We start from the raw sequence: 23,857 nt of genomic DNA, 5'->3' as shown, positions 1-23,857 counted from the left end.
GTCTCGACACAGTCCTTGCCGGCTCCCGGAGCCGACAAGGAGAGAAGGGGGCGTCTCGCATTATTCGCCTGGAACCCATGTGCGATTGTAGGCCCCGACCTCCCGGTCGCCATTGATCGAACTCGATCAGGTCCTGGGCGGTGGCGGCCAGAGGCACCAGGCTGGACGCTGCCAGCAGCAGGCCCGTGAAGACATTCCACCGGCGCCGCGCTGTCGATTAATTGAAATTCAACATGGAACTTCCCTCCTCCGGAAGTGGTCTGTGACGATCAGATCGGCGTTCCCCCCTCGCGCCAATTTAATTAGTTTGCTTACTTAGTTATATGTGTCAAGCCACCCGTTGGCCGAATTCCGAGGCAAGGGAACTCTGGGCGATCGCCTTCATGGAGCTGTTCTGGATTGGCAGAATCGGCCTCGTCCATCTTTCGCTCCTGCGGCCTTCGCTTTTGCCTAACTTCGGCCCGGGGTTCCGCATGAACCGGGATTGTGAGGGGAAGCGGTCCGCTTCCATCGGGCTGTGCGCGAGGAAACGAGAAATGTGGCGGGAAGGGCGGTTGCGTTCCTGTCGTGGCGGGAGGAGAGCTGCCGGCTTGCAGATATGTCGTTACAAATCGCAAGGCTGCGACATGCCAGCAGACCTTTCGGCCGCGCGGGCCGAAAGGTCTTTTTGAGGCAGGGATGGGCGGCTTATTCGGCCGCGACCATTTCATTATGATTGACGAGAGTGCGCCAATCAGTCGTTTTGGGGAACACGCCCTCGCGCGACATGATCCGCGAATGCGGCAGCCGGGGCTCTTCAGTGCCGATGGCCTTGCCGCCTTCGGCGACCTTCCGCGCAGCATCGACCATCAGACGACGGAACTCGACGATGGCGAGATCGGATGCCCCGAGGATATCGTTGGTGCGATCGACGATCGGCCCCATGGAAACCCACATGACGATGTCCTGATTGGGAATGCCCAGAACGCCGGTGAAGTTGCCCTGCTTCATCAGCTCGCGATCCTGGAGGAAGTTGTTCTCCAGCGTGCGGCGCGAGCGCCATTTCTCGTCCAGATCGACTCCCTTCTCCGCATGGTTGAACTTGCGCCACTCCTCGGTGGTGGGGCATGCCGTGCCACCCCACGCGATGAAGTGGAAATGCGTGGTCTCGTCGTCGACAGGGACGATGACGCTGGCGACATTGTAGGAGCTGTTGGGCGGAATCAGCGAGTAATATGGCGCAATGAACTCGGTGATGCGCAGGTAGTCATGCGTGGCTGCATTCTTGATCGGCTTTCGGATCGCTGCGTAATGAAACCCATAGCTCGTCGTCTGCGTCTGCATGCGGGGCGACTTGTCCGTCGAGGGACGGTACCAAGATTTATCGTCGGCTGCGGCCCCCTCGACCCTGGCTGGCACCATGTCGGAGGAGTGCAGGCTCGAGGAATGCGCGCTGTCGATCTGGCCTTCGTGAATCTGCGCCCAGTTCGCAGGAACACGAATCTTCAGGATTGCCAAAGGCGTATCCACGGTAGGAGCAAAGGCGGGCGGGTCGAATTCAGGAACATCTTCCTTGTCGCCGAACCAGGCCCAGACGAATCCGCCCCATTCCTTGACGGGATAGGCGCGGTGGCTCACCTTGTTGAGGAGGGGACTGCCTTCCGGCTCCGACGACATGGCGATGACCTTGCCGTCCACATCCATTTTCCAGCCGTGATAGAGGCAGCGCAAACCGCACTCCTCATTGCGTCCGAATACGAGCGAGGCACGCCGGTGCGGACACAGCTCATCGAGAAGCCCCACGCGGCCATTGGTGTCGCGAAAGGCGACGTACCTCTCCCCGAGTGCCTCGACCAGCAACGGGGTGCCATCCGGCTCGGCGACCTCCTCGATAAGGCAGACCGGTGTCCAGTGCTGGCGCATCAGGCGTCCCATCGGGGCGTTGTTCGATACCCGACACAAAAGATCGTTTTCTTCGGGAGTAAGCATCGTCTCCATCCCTCATTAAGTTAGGAAGCTAAGAGTTTAGTGCATCTCAGTTGCGAAGTCTAGGCATTGACAGAAATTAGTTAGGTAGCTAAGGAACGGAAAAAGGCAAGCTGGATGGTTTTCCCGTGATTATAACCGACGACGATCTTATCACGATGACCGTGAGTTCGCGCCGCGAACTGACGCCGAGTATCGTGGAGTTCGTGCTCAAGCCGGAGGAGGGGATCAGCCTGCCCCAATACGGTCCGGGCGCGCACATAACGGTGGAGACCCCATCGGGGGCAATGCGCCGCTATTCCCTCGTCGGCGGCGAGGCGAACACCTATACGATCGCGGTCAAACGGGAGCCGGAATCGCGCGGCGGCTCCCAATCCATGCATGATGAGGTTGCTGAAGGGAGCAAGCTCCGGGTCGCTCCCCCCGAGAACGAGTTTTCTCTCGGTCCCGCGCCCGACTATCTCCTGATCGCCGGAGGCATCGGCGTTACGCCGATCTATGCAATGGCCAAGCGTCTCAAGGAGCAGGACAAGCCGTTCCGGATAATCTATGTGAGCCGCAGCCCGCAGGATGCCGCCTATCTGGCCGAAATGCGCGAAGCCTTCGGGGACCGGATGATCGTCCATCACGACGAGGGCGATCCCGAGCGAATCTACGATTTCTGGGATCATTTCGAGACACCTCAGCCGACACATGTCTATTGCTGCGGGCCGAAGCCGCTCATGGAGGAGATCAAGGCGATTTCGGGCCATTGGCCCGAGGGACGTGTCCATTTCGAGGATTTCAAACCCGTCGACATCGTCCGCCCCGACGACGTGGCTTTCGATGTGGAATTGGCCAAGTCGGGCAAGACGGTGCACGTTCCTGCCGATCGTTCCATACTCGAGGCCGTACGCGACGCCGGTGTGCGGACCGTCAGCTCCTGCGAAAGCGGAACCTGCGGCTCATGCAAGACCCGCCTTCTTGCCGGTGATGTTGACCATCGCGACATGGTGCTCATGGATGAGGAGAAGGACAAAGCAATCATGATCTGCGTGTCCCGGGCAAACAGCGGGAATCTTGTCGTTGACCTCTGATTCCCCAGCAATTTCGAACCCCATCCGACTGGGCGTGCTAGGGCTGGGGCGGGCGTTCATGCTCATGCTGCCTGCCTTTCGCTCGGATCCCCGTATCCGCCTCGTGGCCGCCTGTGCGCCGCGAGAAGCCTCGCGGCGTGCTTTTCAGGCGGAATTCGGTGGCCGCGTCTACGAGAATGTGGAGGGGCTCTGCGCCGATCCCGAGGTGGAAGTGGTGTACATCGCCACACCGCACCAGATGCATGCTGACCATGCGGTAGCGGTCGCCGCGGCCGGCAAACATATCCTGCTAGACAAGCCGTTGGCCGTGGAGATGGCGGACGGACGGCGCATCGTCGAGGCGGCCGAGAAAGCGGGCGTCGACGTGATCGTCGGCCCCAGCCACAGCTTTGATCGTCCCGTGCAACAGGCGGGGGAACTGATCCGCAGCGGCGAACTTGGCCGGATTCGCATGATTCAAGCTTTTAACTACACCGATTTCCTCTATCGGCCGCGGCGGCCGGAAGAATTGCGCACAAGCGAAGGCGGGGGCGTCATTTTCAGCCAAGGCGTACATCAGATCGATGTCGTGAGGTTCCTCGCCGGAGGCGTGGGGACCCGGCTGGCGGCGATGACCGGCGCCTGGGACCCCGATCGTCCCACCGAAGGCGCATACAGCGCTTTGATGAGCTTTCAAAACGGGTGCTTCGCGACCTTCACATATTCGGGTTACGCGCATTTCGACAGCGACATCTGGATGGACGGGATCGGAGAGCTCGGGCAACGGAAATCGCCCCAGGGCTATGGCGCGGCGCGCAGGACGCTGGCGACGGTGCTCGATGCGCAGCAGGAAGCTGCGCTCAAGACGACCCGTACATACGGTGCCGGCGACGCACCCAAGCCGGCGGACCAGTATGAACATTTCGGACCGATCGTTGTGCTGTGCGATCGCGGGGACATTCGCCTGGTTCCCTCTGGATTGCACGTTTATGGCGACTTTGAACAGAAATTCGTGCCCGCGCCGACGTTCGAGACAGCGCGCACCGAAGTCATCGATGCGCTGGTCCAGACCGTCCGGCACGGACATCCGGCCGTACAGTCCGCCAGATGGGGTCTGGCGAGCCTTGAAGCTTGCCACGCCATCATCCGTTCCGCAGAGACAGGGACTTTCGTCGACCTCGTCGAGCAGGTGCCCGTATAACAATGAGGGGAGAATAAATGAGCAATCTCAATCTATCGCTTGCCATGGGTGATTACGACCGGACCCGGCCGATCTATGACGGCCGGGTGAAGATCGACGGGGTCGATCCGGTCTGCATGCTGCTTTCGCCCGAGGAGATGTTCTTCAGGGCATTCCGGCACCAGGCGTTCGACATCAGCGAGCTTTCGCTCTCTTCCTATTCGATCTCGGTCGCACGCGGAGAGCCCCATTATGTTGCGGTTCCCATATTCCTCTCGCGTGCGTTCCGCCACACGTCCATATACATCCGCACCGACAAGGGCATTTCCACGCCGGCGGACCTTCGCGGACGCCGTATCGGAATCGCGGAATACCAGCTATCGGCCAATGTCTGGGTGCGTGGAATTCTCAAGGACGAGTACGGCCTCGGCGCCGAGGACATCGTCTGGGTCCGCGGCGGCATGAATACGGCGGGGCGTCCCGAAAAGATCAAGGTCGACCTGCCGCCGAACGTGAAGGTCGAGGAAGCCCCTCAGGGCGCCACGCTGAACGCCATGCTTGCCGCTGGCGAGATAGACGGGTTCATAGGGCCGCGCGCGCCTCTGTGCTACGACGAGGAACACCCGCATGTGGGGCGCCTGTTCACCGACTCGATCGGCGCGGCCGAGGACTATTTCAGGCGCACCGCCATCTTCCCCATCATGCACGTTCTGGGTGTGCGGCGCCGTCTGGCAGACGAGCATCCGTGGCTGCCGGGAGCACTGCTGAAGGCTTTCACCCGCTCGAAGGCGATGTCGGATGCTGCGCTGGCGGATACTTCTGCAACGAAGGTCACCATGCCGTTCGTCGAAGACAATCTTCGTCGCGCTCGCAACCTGATGGGCAACGATATATGGTCCTACGGCGTCGATCAGAACAGAAAGGTCCTCGAGACGTTTCTCGGCTATCACTATGAGCAGGGGCTCTCTCCCCGAAAGGTCGATGTGAACGAGCTCTTTCACCCTGCGACCCTAGAAAGCTTCAGTCTCTGAACCATGACGAAATTTGTGCCAGGCGACATAGTCGAAGTCGAAACACCGCGTGGACATGCCTATGTCCAGGTTACCCACAATCATCCCTCCTACCCCGAGGTGGTGCGGGCTCTTGCCGGACCATACGAACAGGGCGCGGATGCGGCCACCCTTGCCAGGCTCGATACGCGCTTTATCGCCATGATCCCCTTGGCCGCAGCCGTCGACATGGGATCCGTTTCTGCGCGCCTGATGGGCAACGCTCCCGTACCGGACGCGCTGAAGGCTTTCCCCAAGTTCAAGATGTCGATACTCGACAAACATGAGGGCAAGCGGGAGAACGTGGCCTATTGGTGGTTCTGGGATGGCGATACGCTCAGCTACGACGTCGATCCTGGGCCTGAAATCGAGGATATACCCCCGCGTGAGGTCATGTCGATCGAGGAATTTGTGAGGACAATCAGTCCGCCGTAAGCTTCGGGAGCGGTGGAGGCCAAGAGTGGGATGTTAACCCAGATGGACGTCTTCGTCGAGGTGCTTCAAAATATTATTTTGAATTGATTTCAAATATTGAAGCAAGAGACCACGTTCATTGATGGAGAAACCTTCAACAGATGCATCTACGACCTCCTTCGCAAGTGGCATAAGGATATTTTCCAACTCGCGTCCGCGACCGGTCAAAAAGACATTTATTTTTCGTCGGTCCTCGTCGTTTCGCTTTCTCTGAACTAATCCAGAAGCTTCCATCGTTCTGATTGCGCTCAATGTCGTCGGCTCCATAGTGCCGACCAAAAGGGACAATTCTCGCTGAGTTTGCCCGTCCTTGTGCCACAAGGCGCGTAGAAAATACCACATGCCGGGTGTTACCCCATACGGCGCAATCTTCTGGTGGAGGAGCCGCTGTATAAGCCGATGAGTAAGGCGAGCTTGGTAGCCGACACTTTGCTCGAAAGGCAATTTGATGTTTTGAGGTGCTTTGCCAGCCACAGCGTTCTGGTCTTTCTGCTCATCAGTCGAGCCTTTGTCCCTCGGAGTTCCACTCTGAAAAGCGGTTGGAGTGGCTCGGCTTCCGCATTCATGAGCTATATTCGAGCCCACAACGCGTAATCTAGCTTTTGATTCGTTGCTCCAGTTCGAGTGACGTTAATAAATATCTCTTACTGGTAGGTTATCGCCCTGAGCTACTCCCCGAAAATGGGACGCTGACGTAAGCTAGGAATTGTTGTCTGCTGGTCTTCGACGATGGAGATCAGAGATGTCGAAACGCAAGCAGCATTCGCCCGAGTTCAAGGCGAAGGTCGCCCTGGAAGCATTGAAGGGCGAAGAGACGGTATCGGAATTGGCGAGCCGGTTCGGAATTCACCCCACGATGATCCACCAATGGAAACGGGCGTTGCTCGAAGGGGCATCGGGTGTGTTCGAGCGCGGCGGGCGCAAAAGGCCTGAGATTGACGATGAACAGGTCAAGGATCTGCATGCCAAGATCGGAGAGCTGGCCGTCGCCAACGATTTTTTGTCCAGAAAGCTCAAGCCTTGGGGCGGGAAGTGAGGCGAGGGATGATAGAACCTGATCACCCCGTGCTCTCAATTGGCAAACAGTGCACGCTGCTGTCGATCGCGCGCTCTTCGTTCTACTACACGCCGAAAGGCGAGACCGAGATCAACCTTGCCCTGATGCGCAGGATCGATGGGCAATTCCTGGAGACGCCCTTCTTCGGAGTCCGGCAGATGACCTGGCACCTGCGCAATGAAGGTCACGTGATAAACGAGAAGCGCGTGCGTCGGCTGATGCGGCTCATGGGCCTGATGCCGATTTATCAGAAGCCCAATACCTCGAGACCAGCCAAGGGGCACAAGATCTGGCCCTATCTTCTGAAGGGGTTGAGGGTGGAGCGCCCGAACCAGGCCTGGGCTGCGGATATCACGTATTTACCGATGCGCCGGGGCTTTCTCTACCTGGTGGCCATCATGGACTGGCACACCCGCAAGGTCTTGGCATGGCGCATCTCGAACACGCTGGAGGCAGACTTCTGCATCGAGGCGTTGAACGAGGCGGTCCACAAGTTCGGTCCGCCCGAGATCATGAACACCGATCAGGGGAGCCAGTTCACGTCCTTTGCCTGGACCGATCGGTTGCGACGAATGGGGGTGCGCATCTCCATGGATGGCAAGGGCCGGTTCCTCGACAACATCTTTGTCGAGCGGCTCTGGAGAACCCTCAAATACGAATGCGTCTACCTGCACGCCTGGGAGACCGGGTCACAGGCCCGCGCCGGCGTCCGCGAATGGGTGGACTTCTATAATAACCGACGCCCTCATTCCGCCCTTGGCGGAAAACCGCCTGCCGTGATCTATTGGCAGCGCATTGACCAAAACCAACCCGACCAGCAGGTGCAACGAGTAGCTTAATTTACGCCAAAAGCTGTCCAACGATTGGGGAGTAGCTCACACACTCGCGGCTCGGCTGGCTCACCCCAACCGAATACGCAACCACCTTTACCCCACGACGGGACCTGGCGCTGCGCTCAATGGCCAGCTCCACGCCAGCCCCCGTCTTCCACCAGGCTCAGCAGGGCCAAAACAACCCCCGGAGTCTACGTCACGCTGGATAAAAGATGGGGGCAACGTCATCTGGAACGCACCCTACAATGGTCCTCATCCCAATTTGACGAATAGCTTTTGTGATACAAAATGCGGAATATTGTGTTACACGTAGGTTGTGGAAAACGTATCATACTGTTTATTGTCCAAGCTTACGACGAGGGTTCGATTCCCTTCACCCGCTCCATTTTCTGCTGTTAACCGAACTCGCGGACTTAAATCGTTCTTTGTAACGGCGATATGTGTCGCATTCTGTAAGCGGGGGCGTTCGCTCGGAGCGCATCGGGCGCCCGGGCCAATCACAGCATCATTCAGTGCTGACTTCCGGCCTTGCGTATTTACCTTCGCGATTTTGCAGAGGCCCCATGGGATCATGCCTACGAGAAATTGACATTCTCCAAAATGCTAGGATACTAGAACGCGGGAGGAGAGTATGTGGCGCGAAGATCTCGAGAGTACCGTGCAGGCGGATCAGAATGATCACCTGCGTGTCGTGGTGAAGATATCGATGGCGGTGAGCGCTGGAGCTACGTCCATCAGCCTCGGGGTTCATTTGCTCGGATGGGACGGCGCATGGTCCGGTCTGGGCATGTCATGCGCCGTCACCGCTGCCATTGGAGCGTTCGCCTTGGCCTACCTTGCAGCCGAACCAACCGGGAAAGCGGCTGAAATTGCGGCCGCAAAACTTCAATCAGGCAGGACCAGCAGCTAATGGCACTGACACAACCCTTTGATGCACCAGTGCAGTCGGCCCTTCGACCTGCACAAGAGCCACGATCCCCCCAAGTGGCCGTTCGGCAGCAGAGTTTTTCGGTCGAATACCAATTTCCGGTGATCTTCTGTCGCGGGGTGTTCGATCTCGACAATAGGGTGCTCGTTGACATCGTGAGTCAGTTCGAGCCGCGGCGCCGCCATCGCATCCTGGTTTTCGTGGATAACGGCGTTAGTAGCGCTCGCCCCTCCCTGTCCGGTGAGATCATGACCTTTGCCGAACGGCATGCCCATACGCTGGAGCTTGTTGCCCAGCCGATTACGGTCAGTGGCGGTGAAACCGTCAAACGCGGCCTCGACGCCGTCATCGACATGCAGAAGTTGATGGTCGAACATCATATCGACCGCCATTCCTATGTGGTCGCCATCGGCGGCGGCGCGCTGCTCGACGCGGTTGGCCTCGCGGCAGCGACGGCGCATCGCGGCATCCGTCATATCCGTATTCCCACCACGGTCCTGTCACAGAACGATTCCGGCGTTGGTGTCAAAAACGGCGTCAACCTTTTCGAGTCCAAGAACTTTTTCGGCACCTTCGCGCCGCCTTTCGCTGTAATCAATGACTATGATTTCATTGAAAGCCTGCCGCCGCGCGAAAAGCGTCCGGGGATAGCCGAAGCCGTCAAGGTGGCCTTGATCCGGGACGGGGCGTTCTTTAGCTGGCTCGAAGCGTCCACCGCCAACCTTGCGCGTTTCGATGCGGACGCGATGAGCTACATGATCCGCCGGTGTGCCGAACTGCACATGCACCAGATCGGCAAGGGCGGCGATCCGTTCGAGCGGGGAACCGCGCGCCCGCTCGATTTTGGGCATTGGGCCGCTCACCGGCTGGAATTGTTGACCGATTTTTCCTTGCGGCACGGAGAGGCGGTGGCTATCGGTATCGCGCTCGACGCACAATATTCGGTGCTTGCGGGCCTTCTGGACGCGGGCGCCAACGCGCGCATCCGCGCCGTGCTGCTGGGCCTGGGCTTTTCGCTTTGGCACCCAATGCTGGAGGCAGAAGCGGAGAACGGCAGCCTCCTGATACAGGGCCTGCGCGATTTCCAGGAGCATCTTGGCGGTGAGCTGACCGTAACCTTGCTCGAAGGGATCGGCACCGGGGTCGAAGTGCATGAGATCGACGCCCCGCTGATGTTGCGAGCTGTCGACGAGCTCAAGAGCCGGGCAGGTGCGAAATGAAGGTCGACGGATCCCGTCTGGGGCAATTGACCTATTGCACCAACATCCACAAGGGTGAGAGCTGGCAGGAGACGTTCGACGCCCTGCGCCGCAACGTCCCCACCATCCATGCGGCAACTGCAGGTTCCAAACCGTTCGGGATCGGCCTGCGCCTTTCCGCGGCTGCCGCCGCGGAGCTTTCGGAAAGCGCGGCGCTCGAAGCGTTCAAGCGCTACCTCACCGAGACCAACACCTATGTTTTCACCATCAATGGCTTTCCCTATGGCGATTTCCATAGCGTGAGGGTCAAGGAGAATGTTTATAGCCCCGACTGGGCCGATCCGGCCCGGCTGGATTATTCCAACAAGCTCGCCGAAATTCTTGCGCAAGTGTTGCCCGAAGGGATGGACGGCAGCATCAGTACGGTGCCCGGCACCTTCGCCCCTTGGGCAGAGGGGAGGGTGGAGACAATTACCGAAAATATCGTGCAGCACGTCGCCCATCTTCTCGATGTGAAGCGGCGCACCGGCAAGCACGTAACGCTGGCACTGGAACCCGAGCCGTGCTGCATGTTGGAAACCATCGAGGAGGCGATCGCCTTCTTCCGCGATCACCTCTATTCCGAGGCGGCCGCCCGTTCGCTTGCCCAGCGAGCCTCACTCGCAATGGACGAGGCATCGGCCGCGCTTCGGGCGCATGTGGGGCTTTGTTATGATGTGTGCCACGCCGCCATAGAGTTCGAGGACCCACAGGGCAGCATCGCGGCTCTGCGCGAGGCAGGCATCCCGATCTACAAGCTGCAGCTCAGCTCGGCGTTGCGGTTTGCTTTTGTCGGGCAGGAGACCGCCGAACTTCTCGCGCCGTTCAACGAGCCGACCTATCTACACCAGGTGGTGGGGCGCGGCGGGGAGGGCCTGCGCAAGTGGCCGGACCTTCTGCCGGCGCTCGAAGAGATCGAGAGCGCGGCAGGCAGCGAGTGGCGGGTGCATTTTCATGTGCCGGTGTTTCTTGAGGACATGGGCGCTTTCGGCACGACCCAGGCCTTCCTGCGCGAAATTCTCGCCCTCCATCGGCAGCGGCCGATTTCGGACCATCTCGAGGTGGAAACCTACACCTGGGACGTGCTGCCCGAGCGCTATCGCGGCGAGCCGATGGATACGGCGATCGCGCGCGAACTCAACTGGGTGCTGGGGCAGCTAAAATGATGACGCTGGGTACGGCGCTCCGGTTGGGGCGAGTGTCCAATCTGCCAACCGTGGCGACCAACGCCATGGCGGGATCGGCCCTGACCGGTGCAGGGATCGAGACCGATACGCTTGCGCTGGTCGTCGTGGCCTCGGTGTTGGCCTATATCGCAGGCATGTTCCTCAACGATGCTTTCGACGCCAGCTATGACACGATCAATCAGCCTTACCGACCGATACCGGCCGGGCTGGCGAGCCAGGCTGAAGTCTTCGCCTGGGGCTTTGGACTGTTGGGCGCGAGCGTTGTGTTTTTCGTGCTGGCTGGCTGGGTCGCCGGAACCGGATGGCCCGTGAGCATCGCCGGCCTAGCGTTGGCGCTGACTATCGTGACCTACAATCGTAGCCACAAGGAGAACGCCTTCGGCCCCATTCTGATGGGGCTATGTCGGCTGCTCGTCTACCTCGCCGCTGCGCTCGCTGTGGTCGCCGTGCCGGGGCCGACGCTGTGGATTGGCGCGGCGCTGCTGATGGCCCATGTGATGGGGCTGACCTACGTGGCCAAAAGCGAGAGCGGTGGCTTTGTCGGTCGTTGGTGGCCGCTCGCCTGCATCGCCGCAGCACCGGTCTATGGCATGATGGTGGGGATCGGTGATGTGCTGGTGATGCCCTTCGCCCTCGCACTGCTCATTGCCGATGTCTTCGCTCTCCGCTTTATCAAGGGCACAAATCCCAGCTTTGGGCGCGCCATTCCGCTGCTGATTGCCACCATCCCTCTGCTTGATGGCCTGCTGATCGCCCAGATGGGCAGGGTGGATCTTGCGCTCCTGGCATGTGTGGGGTTCCCGCTGACGCTGTGGCTGCAACGGTGGGTGCGGGGCACGTAACGGCTAGAGCGTGTCCAGCAAAAGTGGAAACGGTTTTGCGGTTCGGACACGCGACCGAACAAAGACTTAGAGCAATTGAGGCGCTTCAAAGAAGAGCTGAAATGTCTAGGTGCCGTCATGCACGCTATTATTTGAAGATGTGATCGAGAACGAGCTGCTTGAACCCGGTGGCCGCCACCGCGCCCTCGGGCAGCAGGTCAGGGCGGGTGGAAATCACGAGAGGCCCATCTTCGGCACGATCAGTGATACGACCATGCGAGCCCCTGACCAAGTTGGTGCGGTTCACCGAGGTGACATCGAGCAGCCCGCGAAAGCCGAGCTTGCGTTTGCCGATCTTCCAGCCGATCTGCAGCTTAGGCATCTTCAGGTCGGGATCGACGAACAGTTCCACCGGATCATAGCCGGGCTTGCGGTGAATATCGACGGTTGCCGCATAGTCCGGCGCCTTGGCGTCGTCGAGCCAATAATAATAGCTGAACCAGCGATCGGCGCGCGCAATGGCGACGAGTTCACCTGAGCGCGGATGGTCGAGACCCATCTCCCGCTTGCCCTTCTTGCCAACGACGGTCTCGACGCCGTCGAGATTGGCTATGAGATTTGCGACGGCAGCCACGTCCGCGGGATCGCGAACATAGATGTGAGCGATCTGGTGGTCGGGCACGGCAAAGGCGCGGGATTCACCGTGGTCGATAACTTCCCGACCCATCTCGTCACGCCAGGCGATAAGACCGGCTTCACGCAGGGCGCGGTTGATGTGCACCGCTTCGGTGACCGGAGTGATCCCGTATTCGGAGACGACGATTACTTCGCGCCCTTCGCGCTCGGCACTCTCGATCAGCGGGGCAATGGCGGCATCGACGTCGCGCAGGGCCTGCTGCATGCGAGGGTGCGACAGGTCTGGACCGAAGCGTTGAATGTCGTAATCGAGATGGGGGATATAGACCAGGGTGAGCGTGGGCTGGCGCGTTTCGGTCACATGTTCGGTGGCGCCGACGATCCATTCGGTCGAACGCAGGCTTGCAGTGGGCCCCCAGTAATTGAAGAGGGGGAAGGTGCCCAGGCGGGCGTTCAATTCGTCGCGTAGCGAGCCCGGCTTGGTGTAGTGGTCAGGGATTTTGCGCCCATCCGCCGGATACATTGGCCGCGGTGTCGCGGTCCAGTCGGCGCTTGAATGCATATTGTACCACCAGAACATCTTGGCGCAGGTGAAATCGGGGTTCAGCTTCTTGCCCGCATCCCATATCATTTCGCCGGCAAGCAGGCGTTCGGACTGCTTCCAGAGCGAAACTTCACTCACCTCGCGGAAATACCAGCCATTGGCCACAGCACCGTGGACGGAGGGCAACTCGCCGGTCATCAGCGTTGCCTGAACCGAGCAGGTGACTGCAGGCACCACCGTAGCGAGAGGCCGTTGCCCCCCGCGTTCAGCCAGCTTCGCAAGGCTGGGCGTATGCTTTCCGAGAAGCGATGGGGTCAGCCCCACGACAAGCAAAACCAGTGTCTGTTTCAAAGCCTTCCTCCCTTGCGCCTGTTTCTGTAATACTAGTATACTCCATGCAGGAGGATCAATCGACGTGGCCAATTTGCTCAAGGAAACGTTCGGACCGCTGCTGGCCCATTGGCTGCAAACCCGGCTCGATGCGGAGACCACCGGCTGGATCGAAAAAACAGCTGCTGACGTGCCGCTGATGAACTCGGCTCAGGTCGAGCGCGCGGTGGCGTTGGTAGGCCGCAAAGCGGGCAAAGCGGACCTCGCGCTCACCGGTGCCGAGCTTGGCGAGGCGCAGCGGTTGCGGCCGGGCTGGGTGCCACGGTTCTGGACCATTGCCGATGTTGCGCGCACTTCGACCCTGCTGCCGCTGGCCGATGATGCCGTCTCGTTTGGGACGACGTTCAGGCGCCTCTGCCAGGCTGCCGATCTTGCCACGTTGATCGGCTTTTATCGGGCGCTGCCGTTGTTTCCCATCAGCGACGACCTCGATTGGCAGATCGGGGAGGGGCTGCGCACCTCGATCCGGGAGATTTTCGAGGCGATCGCGCACGATAGCCCGGTGCCAGCGGAGACCTTTTCCGAGCATCGCTGGAATCACATGGTGCTCAAGGCGCTGTTCATCGATTCGAGCCTGCCGCCGATCGTCGGACTCGATAAGCGCAGAAATGACGATCTGGCTGCCACGCTGGTCGATTACGTCCATGAGCGACGGGCCGCCCGCCGTGGGGTCGATCTTCATGTCTGGCGGTGCATCGCGCCATTCGCGCGAGGAGAGGTGCTAGGCGAGATCAATCCGCTCTTGGTCAGTCCCGACCCCATCGAACGCAGTGTTGCCGCCCTGTTTCTCGCCGAGAGTCCTGATCCGGCCTCCCGCTCTATGCTCGCCGGCCTTGCCACCGAACATGCCGCCATTGCGTCCAGAGCGCTGAGTTGGTCATCCATTCCGGCTTGATGCGGCTGCCCTTTAGGAGAATTCCATGTTCATCGATGCTCACGCCCACATGATTTCCCGCACCACCGACGACTATCAGGCGATGGCGGCGGCTGGCGTCGTGGCGCTGATCGAGCCCTCTTTCTGGATCGGCCAACCGAGAACCTATGTGGGGACCTATGTGGACTACCTTTCCCACATCGTCGGCTTCGAACGCTTTCGGGCCTCCCAATTCGGCATCCGCCACTATTGCACCATCGGGCTCAATTCCAAGGAAGCCAACAATGAGGAACTCGCCGAAGGTGTGATGGAGATCCTGCCACAGTTTGCGCTCAAGGAGGGTGTGGTGGCGATCGGTGAGATCGGCTATGACGAGCAGACCCCGCTTGAGGACAAATACTTCCGCGCCCAACTCGAATTGGCCAAGGAACTCGACCTGCCGGTAATGATCCACACCCCGCATCGCGACAAGAAAAAGGGCACCTTGCGCTCAATGGACGTGTGCCGGGAGCATGGTGTCGATCCGAACAAGGTTGTCGTCGACCACAATAACGAAGAGACGGTGGAAGACGTTCTCGACCGCGGGTTCTGGGCGGCGTTTTCGATCTATCCATCTACCAAGATGGGCAATGTGCGCATGGTCGAATTGCTCAAGCGCTATGGCGGCGATCGGGTCATTCTGGATTCGGCGACAGATTGGGGAATCTCCGACCCGCTGGCCGTTCCCAAGACCGCTGAATTGGCGCGCCAGAGCGGCGTTTCGGAGGAGGCGATCAGGAAAGCCACATACGCCAACGCGCTGACCGCCTACGGCCAGTCCGGCCAGATGAGCGAGGCCGACTGGATTGATGGGCTCAGGGTCGACCAGACCCAGCTTCACGAAGGCAATTCCATCCTCCGTGGCGGACGCGATCCTGTCGTTGAAAACGTGAAAGCCGGCACGGCCGGGCTCATAATAGAGTAACCACGAGACCATGCCCGCCGCGAGCCAGTTTGACGATGCGTTGGGGGAGTTGATCACCGGGGTCGACGATGAGGGTACGCTCTACCCGATCGAAAAACTTAAAGCTCATCGCACTGGCGTCAAACATCTGGCGATCTCGGTTTTCCTGTTCCAGGGCGATCGCCTGCTGTTGCAGCAGCGCTCGAGCCTTAAATATCACGCGCCGCTGCTTTGGACCAATTCGGCCTGCTCGCATCCGCGCTGGCAGGAAAGCTCGGCCGATTGCGTAACACGCACGCTCGGCCGCGAGTTGGGCGTCGATTTTCCGGCCCGTTTTGTCGGCCGCACGGAGTACGATGCGCCGATAGGGCCGTTGTTCGAGAATGAAGTGGTCGACTGTTATCGCGGGGAAATTCCGCCTCGTTTCAGCTTTAGCGATATGAATCCATCGGAAGTAGCGGGCCTGCGCACGGCCGGTCGTGGCGAGATCGAGCAGGACGTAGCCACTCATCCCGAGCGCTATACACCCTGGTTCCGCATCTATGTCGAACGCGGCTTGGTGTCTGCTCTCTTTTAGATTCGCACCGAGCGTCAGTGAGGGAACGTGCCTTTGCGCTTGCCAGATGCCCGATTTGTACTCTAGTATCCTAGAGGTCCAAACCTGAGGAGGAGACCATGAAACTTTCACGTCGCGCATTTGACGCGCTCGCCTTGGCCGGAGTGGCTTCGGCGGCATTGTCGATGGCGCTCACCGCTACTCCGGCGATGGCACAATCGGCCGACGCAGCGGCTGGACAGTCGCATCTGGGTATTCCGGTCGACAAAATCGGTGTTGTTGGATTTACGATCCGCGACCAGCTCGGAGAGGATGCCCGTGGCACGCTGCAAGCAGTCACCGAATGCGGGATCGAGAACATCGAGTTCTCCGGCCCTGATCTTGAAGGTGAAGTTCCGAGCTTTCAGGGCGTTGAAGTGCCTCAGATCCAGGAATTCGCCGAGGAGTTCGGCTTCAGCGTTCCCTCGCTCGGCGTTGGTGGCGACGATCTGAGCGACCGGATCGATGTGGTCATCGAGGCTGCCGAGGCTGTAGGCGCCACTTATGTCCGCATCAGTGGCGGGCACGAGGATGCGGAAGATCCCGTCGCTTATTATTCCGATCTCGCTGCCTTGCTCGATGAGGCCGGAGCAACGCTCAAGGAGGCAGGGATCACCGTCGCTTACCACAACCATGACGCCGAATTCGAAGATCTCGGTGATGGCCAGTCCGGCTACGACATCCTGCTCGCCGAAACCGATCCGGAAAACGTTGCCTTCGAACTCGATCTCTACTGGGCCGTCGTGGGCGATGCGGACCCTGTGGGCCTCATTGAAGCCAATCCGGGCCGCTTCCCCTTGTTCCACGTCAAGGATGCCCAAATGGTTGAAGGCGAGGACGAACCGACCTTCGCAACGGTGGGGCAGGGCTTCATCGATTTCGGGGAAATCTTCGCTCTGAGCGAGACGGCAGGCGTCGATTACTATTTCATCGAAAACGACCGCCCCGAGCCCGATGGGATCACTTCTACCTGTGAGGGCTATGCATATCTCTCCAGCCCGACTGACCCATCGTAATCGGGTCTAGCCACCATGTTTCGATAGCCGCCCAAAAGGCGGCTATCGTCATTTAGGAAGACTGCTACCTCAGATGATGTCGAGCGCAGAGCGCACGTGTGCGTCCATGCGTTTTGCCGCCAGTTCGGGATCGCCCTTTTCGATGGCTTCCACGATCCCGACATGCTCCTGATAAGCAACGGCGGCGCGGCCGGGAATAGAGCTTTGCAGGCTCAGGCGCGCGCGGTCCACATGAGTCTTGCTGGACAGGACGAGCTGCCAGGCCTCCGGAACACCGGCGGCTTCGGCAAGCAGCAAGTGGAATTTTTCGTCCAGGTCGAAAAAGCCGATATAGTCGTCGCGCGCGCTGTAGTCTTCCTGCTGATCAAGGACGCGCATAAATGGCCGAGTGTCGACTGTCTTGAGATCGGCCAGGCGCCGCACAACAGCCGTTTCCAGGGCGCTGCGACAAAACACTGCCGACAAGATTTTCTTGCGGTCGATCGGCGCCACGATGGAGCCCACCTGCGGCCGGGTTTCAACGAGACCTTCTTTCGCAAGCTGCTGCATTGCCGCCCGGAGCGGAGTGCGGCTCACGCCGATGACTTCGGAGAATTTCGCTTCATAGATCGGGGTGCCGGGCGTCAGACGGTTCTGCACGATGACCTTGCGCATCGCCTCGTAAATTTGAGGCGCCATCGGCCGTCCATAGTCGATCCGCACGTCGCTCATGGCATCGGCATACAATTCGCCTACCGTTTTTGTATCCTGCAGCATTTGAGCCATCAGCATCCTCGTCGAAATAGCTGCCTCACAAGAGAATCACGCCATGAAAGGCAAACTATACTTAAGTTGTATGTGATCGAAGGGCGGTATTCAACCATTCTAGAATGCCACAAACGGCGCACCTGACGTGCATCTGCTGCACCGGCCCCCACAAAATGGCAAAAGTTCCCAGCGGGGGTTGAAGTGCCTTCAATTGGGTGTATGCTAGTATCCTAGCGCTGGACGTCAAGGCTTTGCGCTTAACCTATGGGAGGAACAGCATGCGACTTTTTCGTGGATTGGCTGTCACGATTGCCGTTTCGGCCGTGGCGCTGACGGCGACTTCGATTTCGGCTCAGGAGTGGAGCCCTGATCGGCCCATCAACATCATCGTGCCCTGGGGTGCTGGCGGTGCAACCGACCAGGTCACCCGCGTCACCGCGCCCATTCTCGCCGAACAGCTCGGCACCGATGTGGTGGTGGTCAACCAGCCGGGCGGGTCCGGTGCTGTTGGCACCCAGGGCGTCCTTTCGGCTCAGCCCGATGGCTACACGCTTCTGGCGACCGGCATCGCCGATGCCGCGACCTATGCGGTGACCGGCCTCATCGAGGGCACGACCATCGATGATTGGCATCTCTATCTCAGCGTCGCCAACGTCTCGGTTATTTCCGTTCCCGCCGATAGTCCCTACGCCGATTTCGGTGAACTTCTCGCCGCGTTCCAGGAGGATGGTGCCAACATCACGGTCGCGACGGCAGGCGTGAGTTCTGCAGGCGGCACGGCGTTGTCGACTTTGGCTGAAGCTGGCGATTTCGACTACAATCTGGTCGCTTATGACGGCGGTGGACCGGCTACCGTGGCAACGGCTTCGGGCGAGTCTATGGTCACCACCCAGTTGGCCGGCGAACAGGCGGAGCTGATCCGTGGCGGACGGCTGCGGCCACTGGCCGTGCTTTCCGATGAACCGTTGACGATGGATGGCGTCGATACCATTCCGCCGGTGACCGAATGGCTCCTCGACATCGACATCGCCTACAACTATTTCGGTGTTCTGGCTCCCAAGGGCGTGCCCGAAGAGGTGGTTTCGACCCTCGATACTATCTGGGCCGAACATGTGGCGGCCTCCGAGGAGCTGCAGAGCTACGCGCAGACGGCTGGTGCCCTTTTCACTCCGGCTTACGGCGAGGAAGCGCGCGAAATGGTGTCGCCCACCGTCGTCGCCCAGGCTTGTGCTGCGCTTGAGCGCGGCGATGCGGTCAACGATCCGTCCACGATCGGCGTCGACTGCGAAGCGGGCACCGAGACACCTGTGGAATAAGCATATCGGCCGGGGGTGCGGTACTTCCGGCCGGACTTTCCAAGGATTCGAGACATGGAAAACCAAGCGGGCCAGCAGAGCACACGCGCCCGGGCCGACCTTCTGACGGCGGTCGTTCTGGTTATTCTCGGGCTGGCGGTCTTTTACTACGCCTATACGATGCCCCGGCTTGAGGCGAGGCGCATCCATCCCGCGACCATTCCCGGGCTGGTTCCGATGGCCCTCAGTGCCATCCTGGTGTTGCTGGGAGGCCTCTTGGGCGTAAAGGCCTGGAAGAGCCAGGGCGATGGAAGCTGGGCGGATTTTTTTGCCGTGTTCCGAACGCTCGAAGCGGCGCGGGCTGTTGCGGCTTTGGCCATGGTGCTCATTTTTGCACTGGGGCTGGTCGGCTGGTTACCGTTCTGGGCCGCCTCCATGCTCTTTCTCTTCGTATTCATCGTGACGATGGAAGCCGTCCTCACGTCCGAACAGGTCAACCTGCCCAAAACCCTGATCTGGGCTTCCGTGACGGCGATCGTTGCTGGAGCGGGCATCTACTACCTGTTCGCCGAACTGTTCCTCGTTCGCCTGCCATAGGTCGAAAATGTTAGATGGACTTATCCTGCTCGGGCAGGGCATCGCCTATTTTCTGACGTTCGAAGGTATCTTCAATGTCGTATGGGCAACGCTGCTTGGATTGGCGATCGGTATCCTGCCGGGCCTGACGGCGACCATGGGCGTGGCGCTCCTGGTAACGCTCACCTACAACATGGAGCCCGCCCAAGCGATCCTGACGCTGATGTGCGTCTATCTCGGCTCGATCTTCGGCGGCAGCCGTACGGCCATCCTGCTCAATATTCCCGGCACGCCGGCAAGCGCGGCGTCGTCCCTCGACGGTTACCCGCTGGCTCTGCAGGGCAGGGCGGGCTTTGCTATGGGGCTGGCGACGACAGCGTCGACACTGGGCACGCTGGTGGGCATATTCTTTCTCGCTCTGCTCGCGCCGCTCCTGACCGAGGTTGCTCTCAATTTCGGCACCTATGAATTCTTCTGGCTCGCGCTTTTCGGCGTCATCATCTCGGGCCAACTGAGCGGTTCCGATACGCCGCTCAAGGGCTATATCGCCGGCATTCTGGGGCTTCTGGTCGCCATGGTCGGCATGGAGAGCCTGCACGCCCACCAGCGGTTCACGTTCGGTGTGTCGGAACTCTCGGCGGGCATCGATATCATCCCGGCAATGGTCGGTGCGTTCGGTCTGGCCGAAATTCTCGGCCAGATCAAACGTCATGCCGAAATGCGGCCCACCTCGGTGACCGACCGCGTCGTGCCGCGATTTGGTGAGCTTTTCCAGTACTGGCGGACCATTCTTCGCTCGGGCGTTATCGGAACGTTCGTAGGGATCATCCCCGGTGTTGGCGAAGACGTGGGTGCATGGTCGTCCTATGCTGCGGCCAAGCGCTTTTCCAAAAAGCCCCAGGAATTCGGGCAGGGCAGCCATGAAGGACTGATCGCCGCCGAAACCGGCAACAATGCAGTTGTTTCGGGTGCGATGATCCCCACGCTCACCCTTGCGTTGCCCGGATCGGCTGCGGCTGCCGTGCTCATCGCGGCCATGTTCATCCACGGGGTTCGCCCCGGCCCCATGCTGATGATCGAGAACGCCGCGTTTGTTTACCAGGTCATCGCCATGCTGCTGCTTGCAACATTTGCGAACCTGCTGTTCGGCCTGTCTTTGACCCGGCTGTTCATCCGCATCGTGAGCATCCCGCAAGAACGCCTCATGGGTGTGATCGCGGTGCTGTGCGTCGTCGGCTCCTTCGCCGTCACCCAGCGCATGTTCGATGTCTACGTCATGCTTGCTTTCGGCGTCTTGGGATTCCTCTTGCGGGAAATGAAATATCCCATGGCGCCCCTGGTGCTGGGTATCGTGCTCGGAGATCTCCTCGATCTCAACCTTCGGCGCGGTCTCGGCCTCACCAATGGCGACTGGACGCCCTTCTTCACCCGCCCCATCAGCGCAGTGCTGTGCCTCATCGTCGTCGGCACAATCCTGCTGAGCATTCCCGCCGTTGGCAGAGCCGGCCGCCGGCTTGTGGACACGATGACGGGCAAGAGGCGGGCCACAGGAAATTCGTGACCTGCCAATCTCGGGCAGGTCGTTGACCAAAGGAGTAACGAATGTCGATGTTTCTGAAACTGGGAGGCAGCGCTGCCCTCATCGCCACGCTGCTGGCGTTCCCCGCCGGCGCCGCCCTTGCCCAGGATGCGAGCGGCCTTGACGCGATCACCTTCACCGCCCCGCAAGCGATCGGCGGCGGTGCCAACTACCAGCGTTCCTGCGCGTCCTGCCACGGTGCCCAGCTCGAAGGCTTTTCGGCGCCGGCACTCTCCGGCCCGAATTTCTCCTGGCTCGACCGGCCCGTTTCCGAGTTTCACGCCTACATCAAGGACATGATGCCGGCCGATGCGCCCGGCACGCTTTCGGACGCGCAGGTTTCCACGATCATCGCCTTCATTGCCCAGAACAACGGCATGGAGGCCGGCAACACCGCGCTTCCAACCGACCCGGCCGAGCTCGAATCCATGCGCTTCGGTCAGTAACGACATCCATCTTTATTGGCATCGATTGGCGACTTCGGTCGCGATCTTGAGGAGGAGCAAACCCATGACCAATAGGAAACGAAACCACAGGAACATGCTGGCGCTTTCGGCGCTGACATGTGCCCTGATGACCGGGACGGCGCTTGCGCAGTCCGAGCAGGTCTGGCCGCCCGAGTTCCAGCCCATGCCGGAGAATTTCGGCTATATGGAGCCCGAAGAGTCGCTTGAGACCTTCACCCTGCCTCCCGGCTATTCCATCGATCTCGTCGCCTCCGAGCCGCTGCTGGGCGATGGCATCGTGATGCAGTGGGACTATCAGGGCCGCCTTTGGGTCGTCGAAACGACTTTCATGCTCAACCTCGAGGATCTGACGGCTGCAACCCCTAGCAGCTCGGTGGTCATTCTCGAGGACACCGACGGCGATGGTGTCACGGATGAGCGCAAGGTCTTTGCCGATGAACTCGTGCTGCCGCGCTCTTTGCTGATCCTCGAACCCGGCAAGGTCATTCTGGGTGAATCGCCCAATATCTGGCTGCTCGAGGATACCGATGGTGACGACGTCGCCGACAGCAAGACGCCGATCACCGAAGGCAATTACGGTGCCCTCGGCGGCTCGATCGAGCACAACCCCAACGGCATGTTCTGGAACATCGATAACCGCATCTACAACGCCTATCTCGATGAGGTGTATCAGTGGAACGGGGAGGGGTTCGAGGTCGATCGCGGCATCTCCATCTCGCAATGGGGCGTCACTGCAGACGATCAGGGCCGCATCTTGCGCCAGGGCAATTCCGCGGCGCCCTCGATGAGCTACGTTCCGGACTATTATTACGGCCGCAGTTCGGTCTTCACCCGCAATCGCGGCAATCACGAATGGATCGGCGGCCCGACCCGCGCCGCCAACCGCGTATGGCCCATCCGCCCCACACCGGGCATCAACCGCGGCTATGTCGAGGGTACGCTGGACGAAAACGGCGCGATGATCGAACTGACATCGGCCGGCGGCGCAGCGGTTTATCGTGGCACCGCGTTGAATGGCAGCGATTATGGCAACATCTTCGTTCCGGAGCCGGCGGCTCAACTTGTCACCATGAGCACCCTGCAAGACAGCGGGTCGGGCATCTACCTTCAAAAAGCATATGAGCAGGGCGACTTCCTCACGTCCACCGAGGAGCGCTTCCGTCCGGTGTTCACCCAGGTCGGTCCCGATGGTGCCCTTTACGTGCTCGATCTCTATCACGGCATCATTCAGGATGCCGTGTTCATGAGCAACTATCTCAAGGACTGGGTGGACGAGCACAATCTAGGCGATACGCATGGCATCAACGGCCGCATCTATCGGGTCAGCCACGAAAACGGCACGCCATCCGAGCCCATCGATCTCACCCAGTCCACGCCCGAGGAACTGGTGGCGCTGCTCGAACACGAAAATGGCTGGTATCGCGATCATGCCCAGCGGCTTATGGTCGTGCAGCAGCAGACCGATGCCGTGCCCGCACTGATTGAGCTGTTTAATTCCGATGCTGATCCGGTCGCCCGGCTGCACGCCTTCTGGACGCTGGACGGCCTCGATGCGGTCGAACCGGACCTCGTCATTTCCGCTCTGGACGATGAGGATCGCGACATCAAGACTGCGGCATTGCGGATTGCCGAGCCCTTCCTCGGCGAAGGGAACCGGGACGTCATCGACGCTTTCCTGGGTCTCATCGGGAATACGAACAATGATTGGCAGGTTAAGTACCAGCTCGCCGCTTCTGCTGGTGAACTCGACGATGCCAACCGGCTCGATGCCATCATGCGCATCATCGATATGTACGGGGAAGACTATATCGCCCTCGATGCCGCGCTGAGCGGCGTGCCGGACGCACAGGTGACCGAACTGCTCAATGCGCTTTTCGAAGCCGAGCAGGGCAGTGAGGGTATCCGCAACGCGATCACCACTGTCGTATCCGGTCTCACCCGGATTGGCTCGGCTCAGGATGTGTCGGATATGCTCGCGACCATTGCCGCGCCCGATCGTCCGGCATGGCAGCGCGAAGCCGCCCTTCTGGGGCTCGAGGTGGTGCTTGCTGGTGTCGCCGATCCCGGATTGGCCCCCGCGCTGCCCCGCAGTCAGGCGGGTTCGTGGACTGTGGGCGATCTTGGCGAGCGCGCGTTCCCCGACTTCAACGCCGAGGTCAACGAGGCAGACGCCGAACAGGCCGAGCTTCTTGCCCAGCAGCGCGCCGCAAATGCTCCCCAGCGCGAAGAATCGGCAATGACGGAAGTCGATGGCGTTCCGACGCTGACGCTGGAGGAAGCCCCTGAAGAGTTTCTCGCGCTAAGCGAGGACGAAACACTCGCAGGCCGCATCGAAGGGGTTACGATCTTGATGTCCTGGCCCGGCAAGGACCAGTAAGCCAAAAGAAAAGAGGGGCTTCGGCCCCTCT

22 protein-coding genes are annotated in these 23,857 nt (G+C 60.1%); 18 read left to right on the top strand and 4 right to left on the bottom strand.

Annotated elements, in window-relative coordinates; translation table 11 throughout:
* Positions 1–687 precede the first annotated feature (687 nt).
* Positions 688–1,968: a Rieske 2Fe-2S domain-containing protein gene (locus NO932_RS11250; protein WP_220305748.1), complete on the bottom strand. Its 1,281-nt coding sequence runs from the start codon at positions 1,966–1,968 to the stop codon at positions 688–690.
* Between the two features lie 125 nt (positions 1,969–2,093).
* Between NO932_RS11250 and NO932_RS11245 the strand changes: the two genes are divergently transcribed.
* Genes NO932_RS11245 through NO932_RS11230 form a run of 4 tightly spaced genes read left to right on the top strand, consistent with a single transcriptional unit; the run spans position 2,094 to position 5,684 of the window.
* Entirely contained in the window at positions 2,094–3,041 is a 948-nt protein-coding gene (locus tag NO932_RS11245) for a PDR/VanB family oxidoreductase (RefSeq protein ID WP_309207452.1), read from the top strand.
* A complete protein-coding gene (locus NO932_RS11240) occupies positions 3,031–4,221 on the top strand; it encodes a Gfo/Idh/MocA family oxidoreductase (RefSeq protein ID WP_309207450.1) in 1,191 nt (396 codons plus the stop codon). The genes NO932_RS11245 and NO932_RS11240 overlap by 11 nt, the downstream gene beginning before the upstream one ends.
* 17 nt (positions 4,222–4,238) lie before the next feature.
* The gene (locus NO932_RS11235; protein ID WP_220305746.1) at positions 4,239–5,231 is read left to right on the top strand and encodes an ABC transporter substrate-binding protein; all 993 of its coding nucleotides are present in this window, start codon (positions 4,239–4,241) and stop codon (positions 5,229–5,231) included.
* A gap of 3 nt (positions 5,232–5,234) precedes the next feature.
* Positions 5,235–5,684: a hypothetical protein gene (locus tag NO932_RS11230; RefSeq protein WP_309207449.1), complete on the top strand. Its 450-nt coding sequence runs from the start codon at positions 5,235–5,237 to the stop codon at positions 5,682–5,684.
* 33 nt (positions 5,685–5,717) lie between these two features.
* Here NO932_RS11230 and NO932_RS11225 read toward each other — a convergent pair whose 3' ends face one another.
* Positions 5,718–6,197 (bottom strand): MarR family transcriptional regulator, encoded by a 480-nt coding sequence (locus tag NO932_RS11225; RefSeq protein ID WP_309207448.1) that lies wholly within the window; start codon positions 6,195–6,197, stop codon positions 5,718–5,720.
* A 268-nt stretch (positions 6,198–6,465) separates the two neighbouring features.
* Here NO932_RS11225 and NO932_RS11220 point away from each other — a divergent pair.
* From NO932_RS11220 to NO932_RS11195, 5 genes are all read left to right on the top strand, one after another.
* A protein-coding gene (locus tag NO932_RS11220; RefSeq protein WP_220303547.1) for an IS3 family transposase occupies positions 6,466–7,619 on the top strand; the annotation gives its coding sequence in 2 pieces (ribosomal slippage) (positions 6,466–6,738 and positions 6,741–7,619; 1,152 coding nt in all).
* A gap of 625 nt (positions 7,620–8,244) precedes the next feature.
* Complete coding sequence (locus NO932_RS11210) at positions 8,245–8,523, top strand: hypothetical protein (RefSeq protein WP_309207446.1); 279 nt, start codon at positions 8,245–8,247, stop codon at positions 8,521–8,523.
* Positions 8,524–8,597: 74 nt separating this feature from the next.
* Positions 8,598–9,761 (top strand): 3-dehydroquinate synthase, encoded by a 1,164-nt coding sequence (locus NO932_RS11205; protein WP_309207445.1) that lies wholly within the window; start codon positions 8,598–8,600, stop codon positions 9,759–9,761.
* Positions 9,758–10,945: a metabolite traffic protein EboE gene (gene eboE / locus NO932_RS11200; protein ID WP_309207444.1), complete on the top strand. Its 1,188-nt coding sequence runs from the start codon at positions 9,758–9,760 to the stop codon at positions 10,943–10,945. The genes NO932_RS11205 and eboE overlap by 4 nt, the downstream gene beginning before the upstream one ends.
* On the top strand, positions 10,942–11,808 hold the full coding sequence (locus NO932_RS11195) for a UbiA family prenyltransferase (protein WP_309207443.1): 867 nt from the start codon (positions 10,942–10,944) through the stop codon (positions 11,806–11,808). Before eboE ends, NO932_RS11195 begins: the two co-directional genes overlap by 4 nt.
* A 127-nt stretch (positions 11,809–11,935) precedes the next feature.
* Here NO932_RS11195 and NO932_RS11190 read toward each other — a convergent pair whose 3' ends face one another.
* Positions 11,936–13,318, bottom strand: a complete 1,383-nt coding sequence (locus NO932_RS11190) for an alkaline phosphatase family protein (RefSeq protein ID WP_309207442.1) — start codon at positions 13,316–13,318, stop codon at positions 11,936–11,938.
* A 64-nt stretch (positions 13,319–13,382) separates the two neighbouring features.
* Here NO932_RS11190 and NO932_RS11185 point away from each other — a divergent pair, with 64 nt between their 5' ends.
* From NO932_RS11185 to NO932_RS11170, 4 genes are all read left to right on the top strand, one after another.
* Positions 13,383–14,252 carry an EboA domain-containing protein gene (locus NO932_RS11185; protein WP_309207441.1) on the top strand — a complete coding sequence of 290 codons (870 nt, stop codon included), beginning with the start codon at positions 13,383–13,385 and terminating at the stop codon, positions 14,250–14,252.
* Positions 14,253–14,277: 25 nt separating this feature from the next.
* A complete protein-coding gene (locus tag NO932_RS11180; RefSeq protein ID WP_309207440.1) occupies positions 14,278–15,195 on the top strand; it encodes a TatD family hydrolase in 918 nt (305 codons plus the stop codon).
* 10 nt (positions 15,196–15,205) lie between these two features.
* Positions 15,206–15,751, top strand: coding sequence for an NUDIX domain-containing protein (locus NO932_RS11175; RefSeq protein WP_309207439.1), 546 nt, complete (start codon positions 15,206–15,208; stop codon positions 15,749–15,751).
* Between the two features lie 98 nt (positions 15,752–15,849).
* Positions 15,850–16,785 (top strand): sugar phosphate isomerase/epimerase, encoded by a 936-nt coding sequence (locus NO932_RS11170; protein ID WP_309207438.1) that lies wholly within the window; start codon positions 15,850–15,852, stop codon positions 16,783–16,785.
* Between the two features lie 69 nt (positions 16,786–16,854).
* Here NO932_RS11170 and NO932_RS11165 read toward each other — a convergent pair whose 3' ends face one another.
* The gene (locus tag NO932_RS11165) at positions 16,855–17,550 is read right to left on the bottom strand and encodes a GntR family transcriptional regulator (RefSeq protein WP_309207437.1); all 696 of its coding nucleotides are present in this window, start codon (positions 17,548–17,550) and stop codon (positions 16,855–16,857) included.
* Positions 17,551–17,810: 260 nt separating this feature from the next.
* On the opposite strand from NO932_RS11165, the gene NO932_RS11160 reads away from it, so the two are divergent.
* From NO932_RS11160 to NO932_RS11140, 5 genes are all read left to right on the top strand, one after another.
* Positions 17,811–18,848: a tripartite tricarboxylate transporter substrate binding protein gene (locus NO932_RS11160; RefSeq protein ID WP_309207436.1), complete on the top strand. Its 1,038-nt coding sequence runs from the start codon at positions 17,811–17,813 to the stop codon at positions 18,846–18,848.
* 54 nt (positions 18,849–18,902) lie between these two features.
* Positions 18,903–19,424: a tripartite tricarboxylate transporter TctB family protein gene (locus NO932_RS11155; protein WP_309207435.1), complete on the top strand. Its 522-nt coding sequence runs from the start codon at positions 18,903–18,905 to the stop codon at positions 19,422–19,424.
* A 7-nt stretch (positions 19,425–19,431) separates the two neighbouring features.
* Positions 19,432–20,964: a tripartite tricarboxylate transporter permease gene (locus NO932_RS11150; RefSeq protein WP_309207434.1), complete on the top strand. Its 1,533-nt coding sequence runs from the start codon at positions 19,432–19,434 to the stop codon at positions 20,962–20,964.
* A 41-nt stretch (positions 20,965–21,005) separates the two neighbouring features.
* Entirely contained in the window at positions 21,006–21,428 is a 423-nt protein-coding gene (locus NO932_RS11145; protein WP_309207433.1) for a cytochrome c, read from the top strand.
* A 64-nt stretch (positions 21,429–21,492) separates the two neighbouring features.
* Positions 21,493–23,826, top strand: coding sequence for a hypothetical protein (locus NO932_RS11140; RefSeq protein WP_309207432.1), 2,334 nt, complete (start codon positions 21,493–21,495; stop codon positions 23,824–23,826).
* The last annotated feature ends 31 nt before the right edge of the window (positions 23,827–23,857 follow it).

The sequence above is a fragment of the Pelagibacterium sp. 26DY04 genome (genome assembly GCF_031202305.1).
GTDB lineage: Bacteria > Pseudomonadota > Alphaproteobacteria > Rhizobiales > Devosiaceae > Pelagibacterium.
The sequence above is the reverse complement of the archived record's forward strand: the minus strand, read 5'-3'. Positions and strand labels throughout refer to the sequence as shown.

What these genes read in the sequence shown, in the direction of transcription:
- NO932_RS11250 (WP_220305748.1), bottom strand. Translation starts at nt 1,968, where the DNA reads ATGCTTACTCCCGAAGAAAACGATCTTTTGTGTCGGGTATCGAACAAC.
- NO932_RS11235 (WP_220305746.1), top strand. Translation starts at nt 4,239, where the DNA reads ATGAGCAATCTCAATCTATCGCTTGCCATGGGTGATTACGACCGGACC.
- NO932_RS11230 (WP_309207449.1), top strand. Translation starts at nt 5,235, where the DNA reads ATGACGAAATTTGTGCCAGGCGACATAGTCGAAGTCGAAACACCGCGT.
- NO932_RS11210 (WP_309207446.1), top strand. Translation starts at nt 8,245, where the DNA reads ATGTGGCGCGAAGATCTCGAGAGTACCGTGCAGGCGGATCAGAATGAT.
- eboE (WP_309207444.1), top strand. Translation starts at nt 9,758, where the DNA reads ATGAAGGTCGACGGATCCCGTCTGGGGCAATTGACCTATTGCACCAAC.
- NO932_RS11195 (WP_309207443.1), top strand. Translation starts at nt 10,942, where the DNA reads ATGATGACGCTGGGTACGGCGCTCCGGTTGGGGCGAGTGTCCAATCTG.
- NO932_RS11180 (WP_309207440.1), top strand. Translation starts at nt 14,278, where the DNA reads ATGTTCATCGATGCTCACGCCCACATGATTTCCCGCACCACCGACGAC.
- NO932_RS11175 (WP_309207439.1), top strand. Translation starts at nt 15,206, where the DNA reads ATGCCCGCCGCGAGCCAGTTTGACGATGCGTTGGGGGAGTTGATCACC.
- NO932_RS11170 (WP_309207438.1), top strand. Translation starts at nt 15,850, where the DNA reads ATGAAACTTTCACGTCGCGCATTTGACGCGCTCGCCTTGGCCGGAGTG.
- NO932_RS11165 (WP_309207437.1), bottom strand. Translation starts at nt 17,550, where the DNA reads ATGGCTCAAATGCTGCAGGATACAAAAACGGTAGGCGAATTGTATGCC.
- NO932_RS11160 (WP_309207436.1), top strand. Translation starts at nt 17,811, where the DNA reads ATGCGACTTTTTCGTGGATTGGCTGTCACGATTGCCGTTTCGGCCGTG.
- NO932_RS11155 (WP_309207435.1), top strand. Translation starts at nt 18,903, where the DNA reads ATGGAAAACCAAGCGGGCCAGCAGAGCACACGCGCCCGGGCCGACCTT.
- NO932_RS11150 (WP_309207434.1), top strand. Translation starts at nt 19,432, where the DNA reads ATGTTAGATGGACTTATCCTGCTCGGGCAGGGCATCGCCTATTTTCTG.
- NO932_RS11145 (WP_309207433.1), top strand. Translation starts at nt 21,006, where the DNA reads ATGTCGATGTTTCTGAAACTGGGAGGCAGCGCTGCCCTCATCGCCACG.
- NO932_RS11140 (WP_309207432.1), top strand. Translation starts at nt 21,493, where the DNA reads ATGACCAATAGGAAACGAAACCACAGGAACATGCTGGCGCTTTCGGCG.